Source organism: Mesorhizobium shonense (assembly GCF_040545255.1).
Classification (GTDB): domain Bacteria; phylum Pseudomonadota; class Alphaproteobacteria; order Rhizobiales; family Rhizobiaceae; genus Mesorhizobium; species Mesorhizobium shonense.
This window is the reverse complement of the sequence record NZ_JBEPLM010000010.1, coordinates 129,345-151,671: the sequence shown is the minus strand read 5'-3', so window position 1 is coordinate 151,671 and position 22,327 is coordinate 129,345. Positions and strand designations below refer to the sequence as shown.

Here is a 22,327-nt window from a genome sequence, read left to right as displayed (position 1 = left end):
CTGCCTCCATACCCAAGCCCGATGCCCTTCGGCGCGAAGCCCCTTCGCGCGATGCATTGGGGCCGAGCGGAACGAAGCCGCGACATGTGCTCTCGCGCCGCAACATCTTCCTCTACGGCACGCTGATCGTGGTGGCGCTCTATTATCTGTTGCCGCTTTACGTGATGGTCGTCACGTCGCTCAAAGGCATGCCGGAAATCCGGCTCGGCAACATCTTCTCGCCGCCGCTGGAGATCACCTTCGAGCCCTGGGTGAAGGCGTGGTCGCAGGCCTGCACCGGCCTCAATTGCGACGGGCTCTCGCGCGGCTTCTGGAATTCGGTGCGCATCACCGTGCCGTCGGTGCTCTTGTCGATCGCGATCGCCTCGGTGAACGGCTATGCTTTGGCCAACTGGCGTTTCAAGGGGGCAGACACCTTCTTCATCATCCTGATCGTCGGCGCCTTCATCCCCTATCAGGTGATGATCTACCCGATCGTCATCATCCTGCGTGAGATCGGCATCTACGGAACGCTGACCGGCCTGGTGATCGTTCATTCGATCTTCGGCATGCCGATCCTGACCCTTCTGTTCCGCAACTATTTCACGTCGATGCCGGAGGAGCTGTTCAGGGCCGCGCGCGTCGACGGCGCCGGCTTCTGGGGCATTTACCTGCGCATCATGCTGCCGATGTCGCTGCCGATCTTCGTCGTCGCCGTCATCCTGCAGGTGACCGGCATCTGGAACGACTTCCTGTTCGGCGTCGTCTACACCCGCCCGGACACCTATCCGATGACGGTGCAGCTCAACAACATCGTCAACTCGGTGCAGGGCGTGAAGGAATACAACGTCAACATGGCGGCGACCATTCTGACCGGCCTCGTGCCGCTCATCGTCTACTTCGTTTCCGGCAAGCTCTTCGTGCGCGGCATCGCCGCCGGCGCGGTGAAAGGATGATGATGGCAGCAGCGATCGCCAATCCCAGCGTTTCGATCCAGGACCTGTCGCTCAATTTCGGCGTGATGTCGGTGCTGAAGACGCTCAACCTCGACGTCGCCGAGGGCGAGTTCATCGTGCTGCTCGGGCCGTCCGGCTGCGGCAAGTCCACCTTGCTCAACTGCATCGCCGGCCTGCTCGACATTTCCGAGGGCCGCATCTTCATCAAGGGCAAGAACGTCACCTGGGAGGAGCCGAAGGATCGCGGCATCGGCATGGTGTTCCAGTCCTATGCGCTCTATCCGCAGATGACGGTGGAGAAGAACCTTTCCTTCGGCCTGCGCGTCGCCGGCGTGCCCAAGGAGGAAATCGCCAAACGCATCGCGCGCGCGGCCGAGATCCTGCAGATCGAGCCGCTCCTGCAGCGGAAGCCCTCGGCGCTTTCCGGCGGCCAGCGCCAGCGCGTGGCGATCGGGCGGGCGCTGGTGCGCGACGTCGACGTCTTCCTGTTCGACGAGCCGCTGTCCAATCTCGACGCCAAGCTGCGCTCGGAACTGCGCGTCGAGATCAAGCTCCTGCATCGCAGGCTGCAGAACACGATGATCTACGTCACCCACGACCAGATCGAGGCGATGACGCTGGCCGACCGTATCGCGGTGATGAAGGGTGGCGTCATCCAGCAGCTCGATGCGCCGCAGACCATCTACAACCGCCCGGTCAACCGCTTCGTCGCCGGCTTCCTCGGCTCGCCGGCGATGAATTTCCTGAAAGGGGAGTTGGAAGCGGGCGATGCGCCTAGTTTCAAGGCCGACGGTGTTTCGGTGCCGCTCGGCCGCTACACATTCGATGGCGACAACGGTCGTGCCGGCAAGCCCTGCGTGTTCGGCATCAGGCCCGAGCACATTGCCTTGGGCGACGCCGCCAAGGCGATGCCGTTTAGCGCCGAGTCCACCGTCGAGATCGTCGATCCGATGGGTTCCGACACGCTGGTGTGGACCAAGCTCGGCGGCCAGATTCTTTCCTTCCGCGTCGAAGCGGACAAGACGCTGCGCAACGGCGATGCGATCCGCATCGGCTTCGATCCGGCGCGCGCTTCACTGTTCGACGCCGAGACCGACAGCCGACTTTAATCTCCCAAGCCACCAAGAACGGACAGACAGATGAACTGGTCATTCCAACTTTATAGTGCCCGCAATTTCCAACCATGGGACGGCGTACTGAAAATGCTCGGCGAGCTCGGCTACTCCCAGGTCGAAGGTTTTGGCGGCGTCTATGACGATCCCAAGGCTTTCCGCGCCGAGCTCGACAAGAACGGGCTCGCCATGCCGACCGGGCATTTTTCCATCGACGCGCTGGAAAAGGATTTCGACGGCGTGCGCAGGATTGCCGATACGCTCGGCGTCAAGCTGCTGATCTGCCCCTACCTGATGCCCGATGCGCGGCCGGGCGACGCCGCCGGCTGGCGCGGCTTCGGCGAGCGCCTGGCGAAGGTCGGCGAAACGGCGAAGAAGGCGGGCTACGGCTTTGCCTGGCACAACCACGATTTCGAGTTCAAGGCGTTGGCCGACGGCTCGCTGCCGCAGGACCATATCCTGTCTGCGGCGCCCGACATCGGCTGGGAGATGGATGTCGCCTGGGTGGTGCGCGGCGGCGCCGATCCGCTGCCCTGGATCGAAAAGCACGGCAAGCGCATCGTTGCCGTTCACGTCAAGGATATGGCGAAGCCCGGCGAGGGGCTCGACGAGGACGGCTGGTCCGATGTCGGCCACGGCACCATCGACTGGCCAGGCCTTATCAAGGCGTTGCGCGCTAGAAGCGCTGCGCAGTATTTCGTCATGGAACAGGACAACCCCAACGACGTCGAGCGCTTCGCCCGTCGCTCGATCGCGGCAGCCAAGAGCTGGTAGGAGCAGATCAAAATGGCAAGGAAACTTGGCGTAGGCGTCATCGGCTGCGGCAACATCTCGAAGGCGTATTTCTCGCTGGCGCCGCTGTTCCGCGGCATCGAGATGCGCGCCTGCGCGGATATCAACATGGACGCCGCGAAGGCGCGGGCGAAGGAGTTCAAGCTGCGCGCGCAAACGGTGGACGAGCTGCTCGAAGCCGACGACATCGATATCGTCGTCAACCTGACGATTCCGGCCGTGCATTATGAAGTGTCGAAGCGGGTGCTCGACGCCGGCAAGCATGTCTATTCGGAAAAGCCCTTCGTGCTGTCGGTCAAGGAAGGGCTGGACTTGAAGAAGCGGGCCGAGAAGAAGGGCCTGCGCATCGGCTCGGCGCCCGACACTTTCTTCGGCGGCGCGCACCAGTTGGCGCGCGAGCTGATCGACAATGGCAAGCTCGGCAGGATCACCAGCGGCACCTGTCATGTCATGGGCCACGGCATGGAGCACTGGCACCCCAATCCGGATTTCTTTTTCCAGCCGGGCGCCGGCCCGGTGCTCGACATCGGTCCGTACTATGTCACCAACCTGATCCAGCTGATCGGACCGGTGAAGCAGGTTGCGGCCTTCGCGGCGATGCCGGCCAAGGAGCGCACGATCAGCTCCAAACCGCGTGCGGGCGAAAAAATCCCGGTCAACACGCCGACCACCATCCATGCGCTGCTGGAATTCGAGAACGGCGCCGTGGTGACGCTCAACACCAGCTGGGACGTCTGGAGCCATGGCCACGCGCCGATGGAGCTCTACGGCGAGGCGGGCACCGTCTTTGTGCCGGACCCGAACTTTTTCGGCGGCGAGGTTCGCTTCACCGATGCCACCAAGCCGGTGAAGAAGCTGCCGAAGTGGGATCATCCGTTCGGCGTGCCCAACGAGATGCACAGCCAAGGCATGATGGCCAACTACCGCACCGCAGGGCTCGCCGACATGGCGATCGCAATCGCCGAAGGGCGGCCGCACCGCTGCTCGATGGAGCTGGCCCTGCATGCCGTCGACGTCATGACCGGCATCCTGCGCTCCGGCGAAAGCGGCAAGTTCGTCGCCATGCAGACGACCTGCGAGCGGCCGGCAGCGCTCGGCATCAAGGAGGCGAAGGCGCTGCTGGCGAAGAAAAAGTAGGTGGCAACCCCTCTCCCCGTTTCGGCGGGGAGAGGGTAAGGGTGTCGGGCAAGCATCGATTCAATTCACACTAGAGCCGGAGCATGATGTCGTCCGAAAACCGCTCCACACTTTTCGGCATCATGCTCTAGCGGCGATCGCCGCGCTCTTCGATCCCGAGGATTTCCCATGCCCTATGTCGCCGCCGAGAACCGCTACGAGAAGATGATCTACAACCGCTGCGGACGGTCCGGCCTCAAGCTGCCGGCGATCTCGCTGGGGTTGTGGCACAATTTCGGCAACGACACGCCGCACAGGACCAAGCAGGCGATCGTGCGCAAGGCCTTCGACCTCGGCATCACGCATTTCGACCTCGCCAACAATTACGGCCCGCCGCCCGGATCGGCCGAGACCGCGTTCGGCGAGATCCTGCGCAGCGATTTCGCCGGCTATCGCGACGAGCTGATCATCTCGACCAAGGCGGGCTATGAGATGTGGGCCGGTCCCTACGGCGAATGGGGCAGCCGCAAATATGTACTGGCCAGCCTCGACCAGAGCCTGAAGCGGATGGGGCTCGACTATGTCGATATCTTCTATTCCCACCGTTTCGATCCCGAGACGCCGCTGGAAGAAACGATGGGCGCGCTCGACCATGCGGTGCGTTCCGGCAAGGCGCTCTATGCCGGCATCTCCTCCTATAATTCGCAGCGCACGCGCGAGGCGGCCGACATATTGAAGCGGCTCGGCACGCCCTGCCTGATCCACCAGCCGAGCTATTCGATGCTCAACCGCTGGGTCGAGGACGACGGGCTGCTCGACACGCTGGAGGGGCTGGGCATCGGCTCGATCGTGTTCTCGCCGCTGGCGCAGGGCATGCTGACCGACAAATATCTCGGCGGCATCCCCGAAGGCAGCCGCGCATCCCAAGGCAAGTCGCTCAGGCCGGCTTTCATCAACGACAAGTCGGTCGCCAACATCAATGCGCTCAACGCCATCGCCGGCCGGCGCGGCCAGACGCTGGCGCAGATGGCGCTGGCCTGGGTGCTGCGCAAGGGCCGCGTGACCTCGGCGCTGATCGGCGCCAGCCGGCCGGAGCAGGTCGAGGATTGCGTCGGCGCGCTTAAGGCGCTCGAATTCAGCGATGCCGAACTGGCCGAGATCGACACTTACGCACGCGAGGCCGACATAAACCTTTGGGCGGCATCCGCCGAGCGCAAGGGACCGCCACGCAAGTAAGGGCTGCGTCGGGCGGCCAGCTGCGGAAACAGTGGCAAAGATGCGCGTTCGTCGCTATCTCATGGACCAGAGACCGTTTGCGTGCACAATCGGCACGCGAAACGATGCGACGACCGGACGGACAAGATGACGGCAAGGGATGCGCTGACCAAGAACCAGCTGTGCGTGCTCGAGAAGCTCGAGGCCGCCACCGGGCCGCTCAGCGCCTATATGCTGCTCGACCAGCTGCGCGAGCGCGGCTTCCGGGCGCCGCTGCAGGTCTACCGCGCGCTCGACACTCTGGTGAAATCGGGCTTCGTGCACCGGCTCGAAAGCCTCAATTCCTTCGTCGCCTGCGCCGAGCCGCACGATCATAGCCATTCGATGACGGCCTTTGCCATCTGCGACAGTTGCGGCCAGGTGACCGAGATGTCCGACCACGATGTCGACCACCGGCTGGACGAGTGGGTGCGCTCGACCGGATTTGCGGCGAAGAAGGCGGTGATCGAATTTCGGGGTGTGTGCGCGAAATGTCGGGCCGAGGCGGCGTAAGCCTTCGCTTCGTCATACTAGGGCGAAGCAAGGAGCGAAGCGACGCGCGCAGACCCTAGTATCCATTCCGTGACATAGACGCGCCGCCACGGCGCAGAATCTGGATCGAAGCGCCGCGAGCCTTGCAAGGCTATCCGCAACCGCCGCGTTTTACGGCCTGCGTCACGGCATGGATCCTCGGGTCTGCGCGCGTCGCTTCGCTCCTTGCTCCGCCCGTGGATGACGAACGAAGGTGAGGCGCCTAATGCGCCTCGTCCCAATTATCCGCGGCGCGGGCATCGACATGCAGCGGCACCGACATCGAGACGGCCGGCATCGGCGCGTTCTCCATCACGCGGCGCACGACGGGGATAGTCGCCTCGACCTCCGCTTCCACCGTCTCGAAGATCAGCTCGTCATGAACCTGTAAAAGCATGCGGGCCGACAGCTTCGCCTTGTCCAGCGCCTCTTCCATATGCACCATGGCGCGGCGGATGATGTCGGCCGCGGTGCCCTGGAGTCTGGCGTTGATCGAGGCGCGTTCGTTGAAGGCGCGAACCGACGGGTTGGACGACCTTATCTCCGGATAGTGGATGCGGCGGCCGAAGATGGTCTCGACGAAGCCATTCTCGCGCGCGTAGGCCTTGGTTTCCTCGATATAGTCCCGGATGCCCGGGAAGCGTTCGAAATAGCGCTTGATGTAAGCGCCCGCTTCCTCGCGCGGGATCGACAGCTGGTTGGCGAGGCCGAAGGCCGAGATGCCGTAGATGATGCCGAAATTGATCGCCTTGGCGCGGCGGCGCACTTCCGAAGGCATGCCCTCGACCGGCACGTTGAACATCTCCGAGGCGGTGATGGCGTGGATGTCGGCGCCGTCGGCGAAGGCCTGCTTGAGCTGCGGGATCTCGGCGACATGCGCCAGCACGCGCAATTCGATCTGGCTGTAGTCGGCCGAGACCAGCTTGTGGCCCTTTTCGGCGATAAAGGCGGTCCGGATCTTGCGGCCTTCGGCGGTGCGCACCGGGATGTTCTGCAGATTGGGTTCGGAGGAGGACAGACGCCCGGTGGTCGTCGCGGCCAGCGCATAGGAGGTGTGGACGCGATTGGTGCCGGGGTTGATGAAGCCCGGCAGCGCATCGGTGTAGGTCGATTTGAGCTTGGTGAGCTGGCGCCAGTCGACGATCTTGCGTGGCAACTCGTGGCCTTCGGCGGCCAAGTCTTCCAAAAGCTGCGCCGAGGTCGACCATTGGCCGGTCTTGGTCTTGGAGCCGCCCGGCAGGCCCATCTTGCCGAACAATATGTCGCCGAGCTGCTTCGGCGAGCCGATGTTGATGCGCTCGCCGACGATGCCGTAGATATCTTCCTCGACGCGCGCGGCCCCTTGCGCCAGCTCACCGGAGAGTCGGGACAGGATCTGGCGGTCGACCGAGATGCCGCGCTGCTCCATGCGGGCGAGCACGGGCACCAGCGGCCGCTCCAGCCGTTCATAGACGGAAACGAGGCCCTTGGCGGCGAGCCTGGGCTTCAGCAGCTGCCAGAGGCGCAGCGCCAGATCGGCCTGCTCACCGGCATAGGCGGTCGCCCGCTCGATATCGACCTGGCCGAAGCCGATGGCGCTCTTGCCCGATCCGGCAAGTTCCTTCTTGGAGGCCGGAGCATGGCCCAGCCATTTCTCCGACAGCGAGGCGAGATCATGGCCGCCGGACGTGCCGGCGTCGAGCACATAGGAGACCAGCATCGTGTCGTCGAACGGTCCGACCTCGATGCCGTGCCGGCTCATCACGACGATGTCGTATTTCATGTCCTGGACGATCTTGAGAACCGACCTGTCCTCGAGCAGCGGCTTGAGCTGCGCCAGCGCTTCGCGGACCGGGATCTGATCCGCCAGCAGGCCGCCGCCAAGCAGGTCGCCATTGCCGCTCATGTGGGCGAGGGGAACGTACACGGCGCGGCCCGGCGCGATCGCCATGGAGAGGCCGATCAGCTCGGCCTGCATCGGGTCGGACGAGGTGGTCTCGGTATCGAAGGCGAGGATGCCGGCTTCTCTCGCCTCGGCGACCCAGGCTTTCAGCGCGGCCACGTCGCGAATGGCCGTATAAGCCGAAGTGTCGATCTTGCGCGCCGTCGCCTGCTCCAGCCGCAGCGCCGAGAGCAGGGAAGGGGTGTCGCCCTGCGGCGGCGCGTCCTCGCCGCGGACCGGCGGCCGGGAGGGCTCCGCGGCGCCGTTTGGCGGGGCTGGTCTTGGGGCCGGCGCGCCGGCGCCGACATCGGGGCCATGCGCGGTATCGGCGCGCTCGATGGTGACCGGCGCGGCCTGGACGTCGCCGATCTCGGTTGCGGTCGCTTCCGCCACGCGGCGGGTCAGCGTGGTGAACTCCATCGTCTTCAGGAAGCCGATCAGCTTCGGCCCGTCCGGCGGATGCAGCACAAGGTCGTCCAGCCCCTCTTTCAGCGGCACGTCGTTCTTCAGCGTCACCAGCTCGCGCGAGATGCGCGCCTTGTCGGCATTGGCGATGATGGTTTCGCGCCGCTTGTCCTGCTTGATCTCGCTGGCACGAGCCAAAAGCCCGTCGAGGTCGCCGAACTGTTCCAGCAATTGCGCCGCGGTCTTCGGGCCGATGCCGGGCACGCCGGGCACGTTGTCGACGGAGTCGCCGGTCAGCGCCTGCAGGTCGATCATCTTTTCCGGCGGCACGCCCCATTTCTCGATCACTTCGGGGATGCCGATCTGGCGGTCCTTCATCGGGTCGTACATGCCGACCGTCGGGCCGACCAATTGCATCAGGTCCTTGTCGGAAGAGACGATGGTGGTGTCGGCGCCGACCTCGCAGGCCAGCCGGCTATAGGTGGCGATGATGTCGTCGGCCTCGAAGCCTTCCATCTCGATGCAGGGCAGGTTGAAGGCTACGGTCGCCTGGCGGATCAGGCCGAATTGCGGGATGAGGTCTTCCGGCGGCGCCGAACGGTTGGCTTTGTATTCGGGATAGAGATCGCTGCGGAAGGTCTTTGACGAATAATCGAAGATGACGGCGAAATGCGTCGGCGCAATGCCCACACTGGTGTTGCGGGCATCCTGCATCAGCTTCCACACCATGTTGCAGAAGCCGAGCACGGCGCTGGTCGGCAGGCCGTCGGATTTGCGGTTCAGCGGCGGCAGCGCGTGGTAGGCGCGGAAAATGTAGCCGGAGCCGTCGACAAGGAAGAGGTGATCGCCTTTTTTCATGCCGGCAGGGATAGCGCGGCCAGGCTTCGCGGTCCATGCCAAAGGCGGCGCAACCCACCGGTTCCGGCAACACCCTGACAAGTGCCGATCCTGCCGGAATCCGCCTGCTCATCCGGCCACTCACGGGTATGTTACAAAAGTGTAATGCTCGTGCCCTTGAATCGCCATGTTCACGGACCCAAATAGCTGTCATCGGCAGTTTTCGCCGAAGTCCGGAGTAAGGCCCGTCCCCCGCCTATCCCGGGCAACTGCGGCAGCCTATCCCCCCTCTCCGGGCTGCCGCAACGTTTCGAGTAAAGACCGCCGTGGTTCCCCCTCCACCACGGCGGTTCTTTTTTGCCCTGCAGCCTCCGCGTCACTGACGCCAAAACCGGTGGTCCAATGATCACGGCTTTGCGTTTTCTGCTCGCCCCTTTAGGGTCGGGCCAGAATCGAAAGGCTGAAAAAAATGTCCAGAATCTCCCCCGTCCTCGACCGTCTCGACCAGAACCTCGACCAGAGCCTGGAACGGCTTTTCGGCCTGCTCGGCATCAAGTCCATCTCCACCGATCCGGCCTTTGCCGCCGACTGCCGCAAGGGCGCCGAATGGCTGGTCGCCGAGCTCAAGCTGATCGGCTTCGACGCCAGCGTGCGCGACACGCCCGGACACCCGATGGTGGTGGCGCATCACGAGGGGCCCGCCGGCGCGCCGCATGTCCTGTTCTACGGCCACTACGACGTCCAGCCGGTCGACCCGATCGAGCTTTGGAAGAGCGATCCGTTCGCGCCGTCGATCAAGGAGATCGAGCCCGGCCGCAAGGTGATCACCGGGCGCGGCTCGGCCGACGACAAGGGGCAGCTTATGACCTTCGTCGAGGCATGCCGCGCCTGGAAGCAGGTGCATGGCAACCTGCCCTGCCGCGTCACCATCCTGTTCGAAGGCGAGGAAGAATCCGGCTCGCCGTCGCTGAAGCCTTTCCTCGAGGCGAATGCCGCCGAACTGAAGGCGGATTTCGCGCTGGTCTGCGACACCAGCATGTGGAACCGCGAGACGCCGTCGATCTGCGTGTCGCTGCGCGGCATGGTCGGCGAGGAAGTCACGGTCAAGGCCGCCAGCCGCGACCTGCATTCGGGCCTCTATGGCGGCCCGGCCGCCAATCCGATCCGGATCCTCGCCAGGATCCTGGCCGACGTCCACGACAAGGACGGCCATGTCACCATCCCGGGCTTCTATGAGGGCGTCGAGGAGACGCCTAGCCAAGTGCTGAAGTCCTGGGAAGGGCTCGGCGAAACCGCCGAGACCTTCCTCGGACCCGTCGGGCTTTCCATTCCCGCCGGCGAAAAGGGCCGCTCGCTGCTCGAGCTCACCTGGGCTCGGCCGACCGCCGAATTCAACGGCATCATCGGCGGCTACACCGGCAAGGGTTTCAAGACGGTGATTGCGGCGGAAGCCTCGGCGAAGGTGTCGTTCCGCCTCGTGCACAAGCAGGACCCGAAGAAGATCCGCGCCGCCTTCCAGGCTTTCGTGCGTGGGCGCATCCCTGCCGACTGCTCGGTCGAATTCCATCCGCATGGCGGCTCGCCGGCAATCCAGCTCTCCTACGACTCGCCGTTCCTCGCCAAGGCCAAGGACGCGCTGTCCGACGAATGGGAGAAGCAGGCCGTCACCACCGGCGGCGGCGGCTCTATTCCAGTGGTCGGCGACTTCCAGACCTATCTCGGCATGGAATCGCTGCTGGTCGGCTTCGGCCTCGACGACGACCGCATCCATTCGCCCAACGAGAAGTACGAGCTCTCCTCCTTCCACAAGGGGCAGCGCTCCTGGGCGCGCATTCTCGACGCGCTGACCCGTTGAGAGGCGGGAAAGACAAGTTTTTGTTGATTTTTCTTCGGATCGCGGCGAGGACGGGCTTTCTAGCGCAAAGTGCTGCAGCGTCCTTTGCGCATCCCAAAGGATGCGCGGCGCTGCAGGCCGCGATCCGGAGAAGAGAATGACCGACATCCGTTTCCACAAGAACGATCTGCCGGACCTGTCCCGCTACAATGTCGGGGCGGTGGCCATCGACACGGAAACGCTGGGGCTCAATCCGCATCGCGACCGGCTCTGCGTGGTGCAGATTTCGCCCGGCGACGGCAGCGCCGACGTGATCCAGATCGCCCCCGGTCAGCGGAAAGCGCCGAACCTCGTCAGCCTGCTCCGGAACCGCACTGTCACCAAGCTGTTCCACTACGGCCGTTTCGATATCGCCGTGCTCTACCACACCTTCGGCGTCATGGCCGAGCCGGTGTTCTGCACCAAGATCGCCTCGCGGCTGACCCGCACCTATACCGACCGGCACGGGCTGAAGGATATCTGCAACGAACTGCTCGGCATCGGTCTCTCCAAGGCGCAGCAATCGTCGGACTGGGCGGCGGAAACGCTCTCGCCCGAGCAGCTCGAATATGCGGCATCGGACGTGCTCTACCTGCACCGGTTGCGCGAGGTGCTTGCGGCACGGCTGGCGCGCGAGGGCCGTACCAAGGAGGCCGACGCCTGCTTCCGCTTCCTGCCGACGCGCGCCAAGCTCGACCTGATGGGCTGGGGGGAAGAAGATATCTTCGCGCACAGCTGACGGAACCTGGCGCGTCGAGCCGCGTTCCTGCCGGTCCATTGTTGGAGTGAGAGGGAATGAAATGGCAGAGCGCAAACCGATAGCGACCGCGCCGAAAGACGGCTCGAAGGTCACGATCATCTGGAAGGACGTCGACGGCGTGATCAACGAATCCGCCGGTCAGTATCGTGACGGCGGCTGGTGGGTCTACACCGACAGCGACACCCAGAAAAAAGTCGATCCGACGAGCTGGCGGCCGGCATCCGGCGACGACGACGACCAGTGAGCAATCGTTGACAGTTTCTGAAGCGAGCATGAGGTCCGGCCGCAACAAGGGGGCGCAATGAGACAGAACATGCTCTACCTCGTTATCGGGGTATTGGTCGTCGTGATCATTGGACTTGGCGTCTACATCTATCGCGAGCAGACCAGGCCGAAAGGCGTGGAGCTCAAGATCGACGACAAGGGCATTTCGATCCAACAGAATTGATCCGGTCGCGTGCGCATCTTGCGGCTTGACCGGCTTGCTCCGGATAACAGCTCCCATCAATCTTGCGGGAACGGGACGGCAACGAGAGTGACGTCCGGGCGGTTCGGCGGTATCATCACGGCATAGGGAGTTTGGGGCCAACCAACCTAGCCACTAGGAGGTTGCCATGAGGCACCAAACACTGGACCAGCTGCACGCCGTTGCCGAGGTCAAAACTGCCAGACCCATCATGAGCCGAACCCAGCGCCTCGCACGTTGGGCGGAGCTTCTCGAACGTGAGCCAACCCGGCTGCTAACCGCGCTTACCGGCACCGAATACCGTGCCCGGCCCGAGCGCGACATCATGCGCGGCGACGGCTCGCCGATATCGGTCGCTCTCGAAGACCCGATTTTGCACGGCGAGGGTTTGAAGGACGACAGTTACGGGGAAGCAAAGCGCTTCTTCAAGCTCAGCGACTATCAGCTGCACGAGATCGTCTGCTACTGCCATGTCGGCGACGTCATGCAGGCATCGAGAGCGGCGCTGTCGGTTCGTGCCGTGCTCGACTAAAGCGCGTCGCGCTGAAACGGATTCAGGCGACGCGCTTTAAGTCTTTGTTTTTATGCATGTCGTTTTCGCAAAACCGTTACGCACTTTTGCGCGACATGCATTAAAGCGCGTCGCGACGAACCACAAAGTAGGAGCGCGATCGGGTCTTGCCGCCGCTTGCGCTCCTGCGTCCGCGAAATCGGGTCAGATCGCGATTGCCGGGCATTTGATTTTCAATCGCTTCGATTTTTCCGCACTTAACGCGCCTTTAAAGGTAAGCGATTGTTTTTGTTGTTGACCGTTACCGGTCGCTCGCACTCAGTGGCAGGGCGAGCATGCACGGCGTTCGTTGGCTGGTGGGCCGAAGCCATCCCTCAGGGAGCGGGCAGTCGCTCTCGCCCGAGAACGAGGGGGTCGTGCGAACGCGCGATCTCACGGACGTCGGCATTCCCCGCTGCTATTTAGCTTGAATGTGTAAAAAGGGCCTGCTTATCAAGGTTGGCTATGGAATCTATCGCGCCACAGATCGGGAGGTGCCATGATTTCGCATCTTTGAACAAGACGCGGTTCGCAAAAGGGGAGCGTTGCTGCTGTTTCTGCCGCCATACGAGCTCCGCCCCGTGGTGAGCACGGCCCCACCATCCTCTCGAGCGGCCCGAGGCGCCGGAATTTGAAAATGCCGGCACTCGCATCTTTTCCGGCGTCGGCCGACAGCTACATTATCAAGCAGTTCAGGAGGAGGAACTAGGAGGCTGCTATGGTCGACCGTATACGCGATATACTGGCACGGTTCCCGGAGAATGAGGCCGCGGTTCGACAACTGATCCAGGACAGCCAGGTTTTCGATGCTCTTTGTCAGCAGTATGCTGATACCGATCGTGAAGTTACAAAGATCGTGCGGACCGAGAACGGAGAGACAAGCCCGGAAGCGCGCATTCTGCATGATCGGCGCAGAGCGATCGAGGAAGAGATTCTGACGATGATCGAAGGGTACACTCCAGTCTGAACGCTATGCTGCGGGGCTCAACTGCAGAGATCGTCGCTGTAGGCGGCGCCTTGGCTGACGGGTTGGGCGACGCAAGTCCGATAACATTGCCATTGGCCAGCTTCGCCCAATCACCCCGCTTAGGTGCGCAGCCTGTTCCTGTGGGTGTGGACCTCGCCCTGGGTATAGAGGACTCTATTTGCTCCCCTCCGGGAGCACGCTGGCCTTCGGGTTTTGCGATCAAAGGTCAGTCAACTCATCCAGATCGGGTGCGGTGTTCACTTTCCGTTCGAGCAGCGCCTGTTGCGCTGGCGGCCAGCGCCAGGCTTTCGGCCACAGGCCTGCGGGTGTTATCCTTTTTGCTTCGCTTGAGAGCAACGGCTTCCTCAAGCCACAAAACCTGGGAGGCAGCATATGTCACAGGATCGAGCCACAGAGGTGTCCGAGGCCGAGATCGCAGTGCACTGGCAGGAAGAGGACTATGTCAAACCACCGGAGAAATTCATTGCTCAAGCCAATCTGACTGACCAGACGGTCTTTGAGCGATTCAGCCTCAAGAAATTCCCGAATTGCTTCAAAGAGTACGCCGATCTTCTCGACTGGTATAAGCCTTGGGACGTCACACTCGACACGAGTAATCCGCCGTTCTGGAAGTGGTTCATTGGGGGCCGGCTCAACGCCAGCTACAACTGCGTCGACCGCCATCTCGCCAAGCACAAAAACAAGACCGCGATCCACTTTGTCCCCGAGCCCGAGCACGAAGCCATCCAGCATGTCACCTACCAGGAACTCTACGTGCGCGTAAACGAAGTCTCCGCGCTGTTGCGGGACTTCTGCGGTCTCAAGAAAGGTGACCGAGTGACGCTGCACATGCCGATGGTCCCGGAGCTTCCCATCACGATGCTAGCCTGCGCGCGGCTCGGCATCATTCACTCGCAGGTCTTCAGCGGCTTCAGCGGCAAAGCCACGGCGGACCGGGTCGTTGATTCCGAAAGCCGTGCGCTGATCACAATGGACGCCTATTACCGAGGCGGCCAGCTCCTCGATCACAAGGAGAAAGCAGACATCGCTTTCACCGAAGCAAAGAAGGATGGCGTAACGCTCGAGAAAGTGCTCGTGTGGCAGAGGTACCCGGGGCGCTACTCGAGCAAGACGCCGCTGGTCGAGGGCCGCGACTTCATCATGAACGAAGTTTTGTCGGGTTACCGGCACCGCAGGATCGACCCTGTGGAAATGCCCGCCGAAGACCCGTTGTTCCTCATGTACACAAGCGGCACCACCGGCAAACCCAAGGGCTGCCAGCACAGCACCGGTGGATATCTCGCCTACGTCGCGGGGACCTCAAAGTACATTCAGGACATCCATCCGGAGGACGTCTATTGGTGCATGGCCGATATCGGTTGGATCACCGGTCATTCCTATATCGTCTACGGACCATTGGCGCTCGCCGCATCTTCGGTCGTATATGAGGGGCTCCCGACCCATCCTGACGCGGGGCGTCCGTGGCGCATCGCCCAAGAGCTCGACGTCAACATCTTTCACACCTCGCCGACAGCAATCCGAGCGCTTCGGCGCGCCGGACCCGATGAGCCGGCAAAATACCACTACCACTTCAAGCATATGACGACAGTGGGCGAGCCCATAGAGCCGGCGGTGTGGCGGTGGTACCACGACGTTGTAGGCAAGGGCGAAGCGGTCATCGTCGACACATGGTGGCAAACTGAGAACGGCGGTTTCTTGTGCAGCACAGTGCCGGCCATCCACCCGATGAAGCCTGGGAGCGCGGGGCCAGGCGTGCCTGGCATCCATCCGATCATCTATGACGAGGACGGCAACGAGATACCGCCGCGCTCCGGCCGCGCTGGAAACATCTGCATCCAAAATCCGTGGCCGGGCACATTTCAGACGATCTGGAAGAATCCCGATCGCTACGTCGAACAATACTACGCAAAATATTGCAAGAACCGAAAGAGTCGCGACTGGCGCGACTGGCCGTACTTCGCCAACGACGGTGCCTTGCAGGCGGCCGACGGCTATTATCGCATCTTGGGTCGGATCGATGACGTCATCAATGTGGCTGGGCATCGGCTCGGAACCAAGGAGATCGAGTCCGCCAGTCTCCTTGTTGAGGAGGTCGCCGAGGCTGCGGTGGTCCCCGCCAGGGACGAAATCAAAGGCAGGGTACCCGACCTCTACGTATCGCTGAAGCCCGGGCTGGCCCCAAGCGAGGACATCCGCAAGCGAGTGGAAGACGCCGTGATCCGTGAGATCGGGCCCATTGCCCGACCGCGCCGTGTCGTGATGGTCCCCGACATGCCGAAGACCCGTTCCGGCAAGATCATGCGCCGTGTCCTAAGGGCGATCTCGAATGATGAGGATGCCGGTGACGTCTCAACCCTGGCTAATCCCGAAGTCGTCGATGAGATTCGAAGGATGAAGGTCTAGCAGGCTGTTGAAGAAGTCTGCCGTATTGCCTTGAGGATGGCCTCGTCGCCATCGTGGCAGGCGAACGTGATTTCGATCGGGTCGTCGCCGAGCAATTCGGAATGGCCATCGCCTGTGACTTCGTCGATCTCGTCACATCCGCCCCATGTGACGTGAGCTAGACTATGGGGAGCGTAGCTCGGATCGAGGCCGGCTTGCAGGGCGCCAAAAGCGATCTCGCCGTTGTTGTCGGGTCCGATGGTGATGGTTGCGGGTCCCCGCAACCACTTTCATCATAACTCACTCGCCGTCTCGATCTGAACGCTCGGGGCGGTTCTTTGCGTTTGCGAGGAACGCCGACTTTGATCTCCGGCCGTCGCGCCGCGGCAGTTCGATCTCCTTGATGCCATTATCGGCGAAGGCCAAGATCCCGTCGTCATCATTGACCCCGTAGACCCTGATGACGCCGTGCTCGGGCTCGAGATCGTGGGGCAGTTCCTGGATGAGCCCTTCGCAGACGCCGAGATCCCCGACGACACGTTCGACCGTGTAGACGTGATGGGCGTCCCCATAGCCTATTCGGACCGGCGGCGGAACGAACGGCACGCGTCCTGAATTGTGGAGGATGCAACTCTTGCCTTCCCTATCATGACTCTTCTCGTCCAGCCGCGCTTAGTGAATGAGCCGTTTTCCCGCCCGGGACTGCTTCTCGATTTCCGCTTCGGCAGTAGGGCAGTCCTCTTTGACCTCGGCGATCTGTCGGCGCTTTCGCCACGTGAGATCCTGCACGTTTCGCACGTATTCGTGTCGCACATGCACATGGATCACTTTAGCGGGTTCGATCGCCTGTTGGGGGTGTCGCTCTATCGTGACAAGCAGGTCCATATCATCGGCCCGCCCGGACTGGCCGATGCCGTAGAGGCCAAGCTGCGGGCCTACACGTGGAATCTCCTCAACGAGCAGTCGCAGGACTTTACGATCTCCGCCTCTGATTGGACGGAAGAAGGCTTTTCCACTGCAGCCGCCTTCCGGGCGCGCAGGGCTTTCGCGCGGGAGAATTGGCAGAACCCGGACACCCTGTTCCCCCTGGACGATCCGGAGTTCACGATCGAAGCCGTCACGCTCGATCACGGGATTCCTTGCTTAGCCTTCGCCTTCCAGGAAAAACTGCGGGTGAACGTGCACCGGTCGCGTCTAGACGAGCTTGATCTTCCTGTCGGACCTTGGCTCACAAACGCCAAGCGGGCGGCGCGATGCGGCGCTGATGCGGCCACCGAGTTCACGCCGATTGCAGGCAGGAAGGTAACGCTTGGGGAACTGCTGCGGGATCGGGCGCTGGTCTGTGGGCCGGGTCAACGCATCGCGTATGCAACCGATTTAGCCTTCGGTCCGGAGAACGTCACACGTCTCTCTAACTTGGTGCGCCGCGCCGATCATCTTTTCATCGAAGCCGGATTCTTGGAGGAAGACCGAGACCTCGCGGCGTCGAAGAAGCATCTGACTGCCGCGCAGGCAGGCGCGATCGCCAGGCAAGCCGGCGCTATCTCCGCCCACCAGATACACCTTTCGCCTCGGTATCTCGGACGTGAGGACGAGCTGCGGACCGAATTCGAAGCCGGATTTCTCGGAAGTTCCGTTACAGCGAGATAAGGCTCGTTCCCCTTGTAAGGCCCCTACTATTGCGCGCACGGCCGGAGCAGGTAAGCCCGGCTTGCTTTTTGGGTGGTGATTGAGGCTTGCAAGCCGGGCTATGCACCGACTGACGGGCGGGGGGCTTAGGGCTTATCAGCCGGCGCGAGCGCAGACTGTCCGATTTGCTAGCAAGTCCGCAATCGACGGAGGTCCACCCTGCCCGCGGCATTCGTCTGAATGACGAAAAGACATAGCCCCTTATTCCGTTGGGGCAGGGGCCCGAGCGATGATCATGTGATTCACGGCAGTTCTCCTTTGCGCCGGCGGCTCGGTGGGGAAACTTGATCTGCCTCGACGGCTTATCGATGATCACCAACGCATCGTCCGGCGCGGGCCGCTATAGCTTCTTCGCCTCCGACCACGGCCGCCGATCGCTTCGCCGAGGCTCGGCTTAAGTATCGTGAACAGAGCGGTAACACACGGTAACGGATTAAGAATTTCGTAAGGAATCTCAAAGGGCTGGCCGAGTGCCAATTTAACGCGCCTTTAAACCGCCGCATCTACTCTGCACCTCGAGCGCCATCGGCACCGGGGACAAGCAAGCACAGCGCATGGCGAACCGCAGAGACAGTCGCATCGAACCGAGCTTCGAAGGCTCGCCGCGGGCGAAACCCTCCGACGGCTTTTCGGTCAGCGAGGAGGATCGCGTCGTGCCGGCAAGTCGCAAATCCGGAGCAAAACGCAAATCCGGCAAGGCGAAATCGTCGCGTCGCGGCCGAGACCGCAACCGGCGCGGTCTGTTTTCCATCTTCGGCCGCCTGCTCTACTGGTGTTTCGTGCTCTGCATCTGGGGCGGCATCGCGGTGGCCGGCATCGTCGTCTATTACGGCGCCAAGATGCCGGCGGCGACCACCTGGTCGATCCCCGACCGCGCGCCCAACATCAAGATCGTCTCGGTCGACGGGCAGCTCATCGCCAACAGAGGCATGAGCGGCGGCGAGGCCGTCGGCCTCAATGAGATGTCGCCCTATATACCCGAGGCCGTCGTCGCCATCGAGGACCGCCGCTTCTATTCGCATTTCGGCATCGACCCGATCGGGCTGACGCGCGCCATGGTCACCAACGTGCTCGGCGGTCATTTCTCGCAGGGTGGCTCGACGCTGACGCAGCAGCTGGCGAAGAACCTGTTCCTGACGCCGGACCGGACGCTGGAGCGCAAGGTGCAGGAAGTGCTCCTGGCGCTGTGGCTGGAACACAAGCACAGCAAGGACCAGATTCTCGAAATGTACCTCAACCGGGTCTATTTCGGCTCCGGCGCCTATGGCGTGGAAGCGGCCTCGCGGCGTTATTTCGGCAAGAGCGCGCGCGACGTCTCGCTGTCGGAGGCAGCGCTTCTCGCCGGTCTGTTGAAGGCGCCGTCGCGGCTTTCACCGGCGCGCGACCCGAAGGCGGCGGAAGAGCGCGCGCAGCTCGTGCTCGCCGCCATGCGCGAGGAAGGCAAGATCAGCGACAAGGAATACAAGGTGGCGCTGAGCGCGCCGGCGACGCGCTCGCCCTCCTACTGGACCGGCTCGGAAAACTATGTCGCCGACACGGTCATGGAGGAACTGCCCGACCTTATCGGCGACGTGCGCGGCGACATCGTCATCGACACCACGGTCGACCTGACGCTGCAGAAACTCGCCGAGCAGTCGATCCGCCGGCTGATCGACGAGAGCGGCAAGAAGCTCAACGTCACGCAAGGCGCGTTGGTGTCGATCGACGATTCCGGCGCCGTGCGCGCAATGGTTGGCGGCTACGATTATTCGACCAGCCAGTTCGACCGCGCCTCGGAAGCGCGGCGCCAGCCAGGCTCCGCCTTCAAGCCGTTCGTCTACATGGCGGCGCTCGAGGCCGGCCGCACGCCGGACAGCGTGCGCAACGACGCCCCCATCAGAATAGGCAAGTGGACGCCCGACAATTACGGCGGCAAATATTATGGCAAGGTGACTTTAGCCACCGCGCTGGCCAAGTCGCTGAACTCGGTCGCGGCGCAACTCACCATGGAAGTCGGGCCCGACGCGGTGGTCGAGGCGGCGCACCGCATGGGCATCCAGTCCGACCTGCAGTCGAACACCTCTATCGCGCTCGGCACGTCGGAAGTGACGCCGCTGGAACTGACCTCCGCCTATGTGCCTTTCGCCAACGGGGGCTACAAGCCGGACATCCATTTTATCAGCCGCGTCACCACGGCCGGCGGCAAGGTGCTCTACGAGAACAATGGCGGGAGCGCGCCGCGCGTCATCAAGGCCGACATCGTCGGCATGATGAACTCGATGATGACGGGCACGGTCGAGGTCGGCACCGCCAAGAAGGCGGCCTTCAACTGGCCTTCGGCCGGCAAGACCGGCACCAGCCAGAATTCGCGCGACGCCTGGTTCGTCGGCTACACCGCCAACCTCACCACCGGCGTCTGGTTCGGCAATGACGACGGCAGCCCGATGAAGAAAGTGACCGGCGGCGCATTGCCGGCGCAGGCCTGGCACGAGTTCATGGTGGCGGCGCATGAAGGCGTGCCGGTCAGGCCGCTGCCCGGCACGTGGAAGTCGACGCCCTCCGATACGGTCGTCCCGGACGAGATCCCGTCGGCGGATGGCTCACAGCCGCCGCCGGCGCCGCCCGCGCCGGTCGGCCAGTCGGCGCCGGTTGCCCAGGCGCCTGCGCGCCAGGCGCGTCCGGCCCAGACGGTCGATGCCGACGGTTTCGACATGCCCAGCGACGGCGGCACCACCGCGTCGGTCGGGCATCCGGTGCCGCCCGGCGACGTCGGCGGCCCGAAGAAACGGCGGCAGACGTCCATTCTCGATATTCTGAGTGGCGGCTAAAGCCTGATCCCGCTTTCGGGATCGTGGTCCAGCCGGCAACTCGCCTCTCGCAATGGCAAGCGCCTTCGGCTACATGTCCGGCCGGAGATCAAGCCATGGCCGAAATCGACAGCAGAAAAACCATCGTGCTCACCGGGGCCAGCCGCGGCATCGGCCATGCGACGGTGAAGCGCTTTTCGCGTGAGGGCTGGCGCGTCATCACCTGCTCGCGACAGGCCTTTGCCGAGGATTGTCCGTGGCCCGCCGGGCCGGAGGACCACATCAAGGTCGACCTCGCAGACCAGGAGGATGTCGGCATCGCCGTCTCGGAAATCCGGCATCGGCTGGAAGCGCATGGCGGGCAGCTCCATGCGCTGGTGAACAATGCCGGCATCTCGCCGAAGCTGAAGGACGGCGGCCGGATGAACTCGATCGAGACGCCGATGCATGTCTGGCGTGACGTGTTCCAGGTCAATTTCTTCGCGCCGATCATGCTGGCACGCGGCCTGTTCAAGGAACTCGCCGCGGCCAAGGGCTCGATCGTCAACGTCACCTCGATCGCCGGCACCAGGGTGCATCCGTTCGCCGGCACGGCCTATGCGACGTCGAAGGCAGCGCTCGGCTCGCTGACGCGCGAGATGGCGCATGACTTCGGCCCGCACGGCATCCGCGTCAACGCGATCGCGCCAGGCGAGATCGACACCGCCATCCTTTCGCCAGGCACCGACAGAATAGTCGAGACGATTCCGCTGCGACGCCTCGGCGCTACGGCGGAAGTCGCCGACATCATCTTCTTCCTGTGTTCGGGCCAAGCCTCCTACGTGACCGGCTCGGAAATCCACATCAATGGCGGCCAGCACGTGTGAGACGGCTGACTTCAAGCCAAGGACCGCTCATCCGGTTATGGTGAGAACGGCCTTGCCGCTGATGCCGCGCTGTCGCAGCGCGTCCAGGGCCTGGGCGATGTCCGTCCACGGCACGGTCATGGCCACGCGGGTTTCCAGCCGGCCGACCGCGACTAAGCCAAGCAGCCAGGCGATGTCGGCGCCGATGGCTGAACCGGATGTGTAATAGGCGAAAGTCTGAAGCCTCGCCCCCTCGTGACCCGGAACGAACTGGCGGAAGCCAATCGGAGTGAGTTCGCCACTGCTCGAACCGAACATGACGATGGTCCCGCCGGGTGCGACGCGTTCGATCGCGTGTGCGAGGCTTTCACCACCGACCGACTCGGTGATCAGCGAAAACGGTCCCTCGGCCAGTTCGATCGCCTCGACCACCTGCTCGGCGCCCAGGCGACGGAGATCCTCGCCGTGCCGGGAGGCGGCGACTGCGGTCACGCGCCCGCCCTGTTGACGAGCGATCTGGATCTGGAATCGGCCGACCGCGCCGCTTGCGCCGGTGATCAGGACCCGCTGGCCGGTCAGGTCACCGCCATGGCGCAAAGTTCTTAGCGCCGTTGTGCCAGCGACCGGAAGCGTGGCGGCAGAGGCGAAGCCGACGTTGTCCGGCAGGGCGGCGAGACGGTCGGTCGGAACGGCGACATGTTCGGCCCAGCCGGCCTGGTCGACCAAGGCCGCAACGCGCGTGCCCGCAGTCGGGCCTGAGCCGTCGGCCGCCGCGCGCTCGACAATGCCGACGATGTCCTGGCCAGGTATCCACCCGTCAGGTCGTATGCTGAGCAAGCGCAGCTCGCCACGATTCAACGATGTTGCATGAACTGCCACCAATGCTTCATTTCCATTGCAGTTTGGCTCGTCGACCTGGGTGAGCTTCAGCCGGTCGGGGCCGTCGGAAGAAATGGCGAGAGCGAGCATAGGCCCACCTTTGAAATTGGCGATTAGGGAGCCGCGATCGACTGCGACGGTCACCGCTCAATCTATCGACTTTTGCGCCGAAAAATTTAGACATAAAGTCAAACGATCGCTAAAAG

At 63.1% G+C, this 22,327-nt stretch carries 20 protein-coding genes; 16 read left to right on the top strand and 4 right to left on the bottom strand.

Annotated features, from left to right (window positions below; genetic code table 11):
• The first annotated feature begins 8 nt into the window (after positions 1–8).
• From ABID26_RS24205 to ABID26_RS24180, 6 genes are all read left to right on the top strand, one after another.
• Positions 9–935, top strand: coding sequence for a carbohydrate ABC transporter permease (locus tag ABID26_RS24205; protein ID WP_292302320.1), 927 nt, complete (start codon positions 9–11; stop codon positions 933–935).
• Between the two features lie 2 nt (positions 936–937).
• Entirely contained in the window at positions 938–2,044 is a 1,107-nt protein-coding gene (locus ABID26_RS24200) for an ABC transporter ATP-binding protein (RefSeq protein ID WP_435528604.1), read from the top strand.
• 30 nt (positions 2,045–2,074) lie between these two features.
• Positions 2,075–2,821: a sugar phosphate isomerase/epimerase family protein gene (locus tag ABID26_RS24195; RefSeq protein ID WP_292302264.1), complete on the top strand. Its 747-nt coding sequence runs from the start codon at positions 2,075–2,077 to the stop codon at positions 2,819–2,821.
• 12 nt (positions 2,822–2,833) lie between these two features.
• A complete protein-coding gene (locus ABID26_RS24190) occupies positions 2,834–3,976 on the top strand; it encodes a Gfo/Idh/MocA family protein (protein ID WP_126097844.1) in 1,143 nt (380 codons plus the stop codon).
• 168 nt (positions 3,977–4,144) lie between these two features.
• Complete coding sequence (gene mgrA / locus ABID26_RS24185; protein ID WP_292302263.1) at positions 4,145–5,191, top strand: L-glyceraldehyde 3-phosphate reductase; 1,047 nt, start codon at positions 4,145–4,147, stop codon at positions 5,189–5,191.
• A 126-nt stretch (positions 5,192–5,317) separates the two neighbouring features.
• Positions 5,318–5,722, top strand: a complete 405-nt coding sequence (locus tag ABID26_RS24180) for a Fur family transcriptional regulator (protein ID WP_126097846.1) — start codon at positions 5,318–5,320, stop codon at positions 5,720–5,722.
• A gap of 241 nt (positions 5,723–5,963) precedes the next feature.
• Here ABID26_RS24180 and polA read toward each other — a convergent pair whose 3' ends face one another.
• The gene (gene polA, locus ABID26_RS24175) at positions 5,964–8,924 is read right to left on the bottom strand and encodes a DNA polymerase I (protein ID WP_292302260.1); all 2,961 of its coding nucleotides are present in this window, start codon (positions 8,922–8,924) and stop codon (positions 5,964–5,966) included.
• 448 nt (positions 8,925–9,372) lie between these two features.
• On the opposite strand from polA, the gene ABID26_RS24170 reads away from it, so the two are divergent.
• The 7 genes from ABID26_RS24170 to acs all read left to right on the top strand — a co-directional run bounded on the left by ABID26_RS24170 (position 9,373) and on the right by acs (position 15,943).
• Positions 9,373–10,758: a M20/M25/M40 family metallo-hydrolase gene (locus tag ABID26_RS24170; RefSeq protein ID WP_292302257.1), complete on the top strand. Its 1,386-nt coding sequence runs from the start codon at positions 9,373–9,375 to the stop codon at positions 10,756–10,758.
• Positions 10,759–10,894: 136 nt separating this feature from the next.
• Positions 10,895–11,515 carry a ribonuclease D gene (locus tag ABID26_RS24165; RefSeq protein WP_126097849.1) on the top strand — a complete coding sequence of 207 codons (621 nt, stop codon included), beginning with the start codon at positions 10,895–10,897 and terminating at the stop codon, positions 11,513–11,515.
• Positions 11,516–11,576: 61 nt separating this feature from the next.
• On the top strand, positions 11,577–11,780 hold the full coding sequence (locus ABID26_RS24160) for a hypothetical protein (RefSeq protein WP_126097850.1): 204 nt from the start codon (positions 11,577–11,579) through the stop codon (positions 11,778–11,780).
• Between the two features lie 57 nt (positions 11,781–11,837).
• Complete coding sequence (locus ABID26_RS24155; RefSeq protein ID WP_126097851.1) at positions 11,838–11,984, top strand: hypothetical protein; 147 nt, start codon at positions 11,838–11,840, stop codon at positions 11,982–11,984.
• A 166-nt stretch (positions 11,985–12,150) separates the two neighbouring features.
• The gene (locus ABID26_RS24150; RefSeq protein WP_292302253.1) at positions 12,151–12,534 is read left to right on the top strand and encodes a hypothetical protein; all 384 of its coding nucleotides are present in this window, start codon (positions 12,151–12,153) and stop codon (positions 12,532–12,534) included.
• A gap of 736 nt (positions 12,535–13,270) precedes the next feature.
• Positions 13,271–13,519, top strand: a complete 249-nt coding sequence (locus ABID26_RS24145) for a hypothetical protein (protein ID WP_126097853.1) — start codon at positions 13,271–13,273, stop codon at positions 13,517–13,519.
• A gap of 393 nt (positions 13,520–13,912) precedes the next feature.
• A complete protein-coding gene (gene acs, locus ABID26_RS24140) occupies positions 13,913–15,943 on the top strand; it encodes an acetate--CoA ligase (RefSeq protein ID WP_292302563.1) in 2,031 nt (676 codons plus the stop codon).
• Here the strand turns inward: acs and ABID26_RS24135 are convergent.
• Positions 15,940–16,206 carry a hypothetical protein gene (locus ABID26_RS24135; RefSeq protein WP_126097855.1) on the bottom strand — a complete coding sequence of 89 codons (267 nt, stop codon included), beginning with the start codon at positions 16,204–16,206 and terminating at the stop codon, positions 15,940–15,942. The two genes, acs and ABID26_RS24135, sit on opposite strands and share 4 nt — an antisense overlap.
• 16 nt (positions 16,207–16,222) lie before the next feature.
• The gene (locus tag ABID26_RS24130; RefSeq protein ID WP_189521440.1) at positions 16,223–16,528 is read right to left on the bottom strand and encodes a hypothetical protein; all 306 of its coding nucleotides are present in this window, start codon (positions 16,526–16,528) and stop codon (positions 16,223–16,225) included.
• 42 nt (positions 16,529–16,570) lie between these two features.
• On the opposite strand from ABID26_RS24130, the gene ABID26_RS24125 reads away from it, so the two are divergent.
• The 3 genes from ABID26_RS24125 to ABID26_RS24115 all read left to right on the top strand — a co-directional run bounded on the left by ABID26_RS24125 (position 16,571) and on the right by ABID26_RS24115 (position 21,263).
• A complete protein-coding gene (locus ABID26_RS24125) occupies positions 16,571–17,572 on the top strand; it encodes an MBL fold metallo-hydrolase (RefSeq protein ID WP_126097856.1) in 1,002 nt (333 codons plus the stop codon).
• Between the two features lie 593 nt (positions 17,573–18,165).
• Positions 18,166–20,418: a transglycosylase domain-containing protein gene (locus ABID26_RS24120; RefSeq protein WP_292302564.1), complete on the top strand. Its 2,253-nt coding sequence runs from the start codon at positions 18,166–18,168 to the stop codon at positions 20,416–20,418.
• Positions 20,419–20,513: 95 nt separating this feature from the next.
• Positions 20,514–21,263, top strand: coding sequence for an SDR family NAD(P)-dependent oxidoreductase (locus tag ABID26_RS24115; RefSeq protein WP_292302565.1), 750 nt, complete (start codon positions 20,514–20,516; stop codon positions 21,261–21,263).
• Between the two features lie 27 nt (positions 21,264–21,290).
• Here ABID26_RS24115 and ABID26_RS24110 read toward each other — a convergent pair whose 3' ends face one another.
• On the bottom strand, positions 21,291–22,211 hold the full coding sequence (locus ABID26_RS24110; protein WP_126097859.1) for a zinc-binding dehydrogenase: 921 nt from the start codon (positions 22,209–22,211) through the stop codon (positions 21,291–21,293).
• Between the last annotated feature and the right edge of the window lie 116 nt (positions 22,212–22,327).

Coding starts and splice junctions, on each gene's coding strand:
- ABID26_RS24200 (WP_435528604.1), top strand. CDS start 938: ATGGCAGCAGCGATCGCCAATCCCAGCGTTTCGATCCAGGACCTGTCG.
- ABID26_RS24195 (WP_292302264.1), top strand. CDS start 2,075: ATGAACTGGTCATTCCAACTTTATAGTGCCCGCAATTTCCAACCATGG.
- ABID26_RS24190 (WP_126097844.1), top strand. CDS start 2,834: ATGGCAAGGAAACTTGGCGTAGGCGTCATCGGCTGCGGCAACATCTCG.
- mgrA (WP_292302263.1), top strand. CDS start 4,145: ATGCCCTATGTCGCCGCCGAGAACCGCTACGAGAAGATGATCTACAAC.
- ABID26_RS24180 (WP_126097846.1), top strand. CDS start 5,318: ATGACGGCAAGGGATGCGCTGACCAAGAACCAGCTGTGCGTGCTCGAG.
- polA (WP_292302260.1), bottom strand. CDS start 8,924: ATGAAAAAAGGCGATCACCTCTTCCTTGTCGACGGCTCCGGCTACATT.
- ABID26_RS24170 (WP_292302257.1), top strand. CDS start 9,373: ATGTCCAGAATCTCCCCCGTCCTCGACCGTCTCGACCAGAACCTCGAC.
- ABID26_RS24165 (WP_126097849.1), top strand. CDS start 10,895: ATGACCGACATCCGTTTCCACAAGAACGATCTGCCGGACCTGTCCCGC.
- ABID26_RS24160 (WP_126097850.1), top strand. CDS start 11,577: ATGGCAGAGCGCAAACCGATAGCGACCGCGCCGAAAGACGGCTCGAAG.
- ABID26_RS24155 (WP_126097851.1), top strand. CDS start 11,838: ATGAGACAGAACATGCTCTACCTCGTTATCGGGGTATTGGTCGTCGTG.
- ABID26_RS24150 (WP_292302253.1), top strand. CDS start 12,151: ATGAGGCACCAAACACTGGACCAGCTGCACGCCGTTGCCGAGGTCAAA.
- ABID26_RS24145 (WP_126097853.1), top strand. CDS start 13,271: ATGGTCGACCGTATACGCGATATACTGGCACGGTTCCCGGAGAATGAG.
- acs (WP_292302563.1), top strand. CDS start 13,913: ATGTCACAGGATCGAGCCACAGAGGTGTCCGAGGCCGAGATCGCAGTG.
- ABID26_RS24125 (WP_126097856.1), top strand. CDS start 16,571: ATGACTCTTCTCGTCCAGCCGCGCTTAGTGAATGAGCCGTTTTCCCGC.
- ABID26_RS24120 (WP_292302564.1), top strand. CDS start 18,166: ATGGCGAACCGCAGAGACAGTCGCATCGAACCGAGCTTCGAAGGCTCG.
- ABID26_RS24115 (WP_292302565.1), top strand. CDS start 20,514: ATGGCCGAAATCGACAGCAGAAAAACCATCGTGCTCACCGGGGCCAGC.
- ABID26_RS24110 (WP_126097859.1), bottom strand. CDS start 22,211: ATGCTCGCTCTCGCCATTTCTTCCGACGGCCCCGACCGGCTGAAGCTC.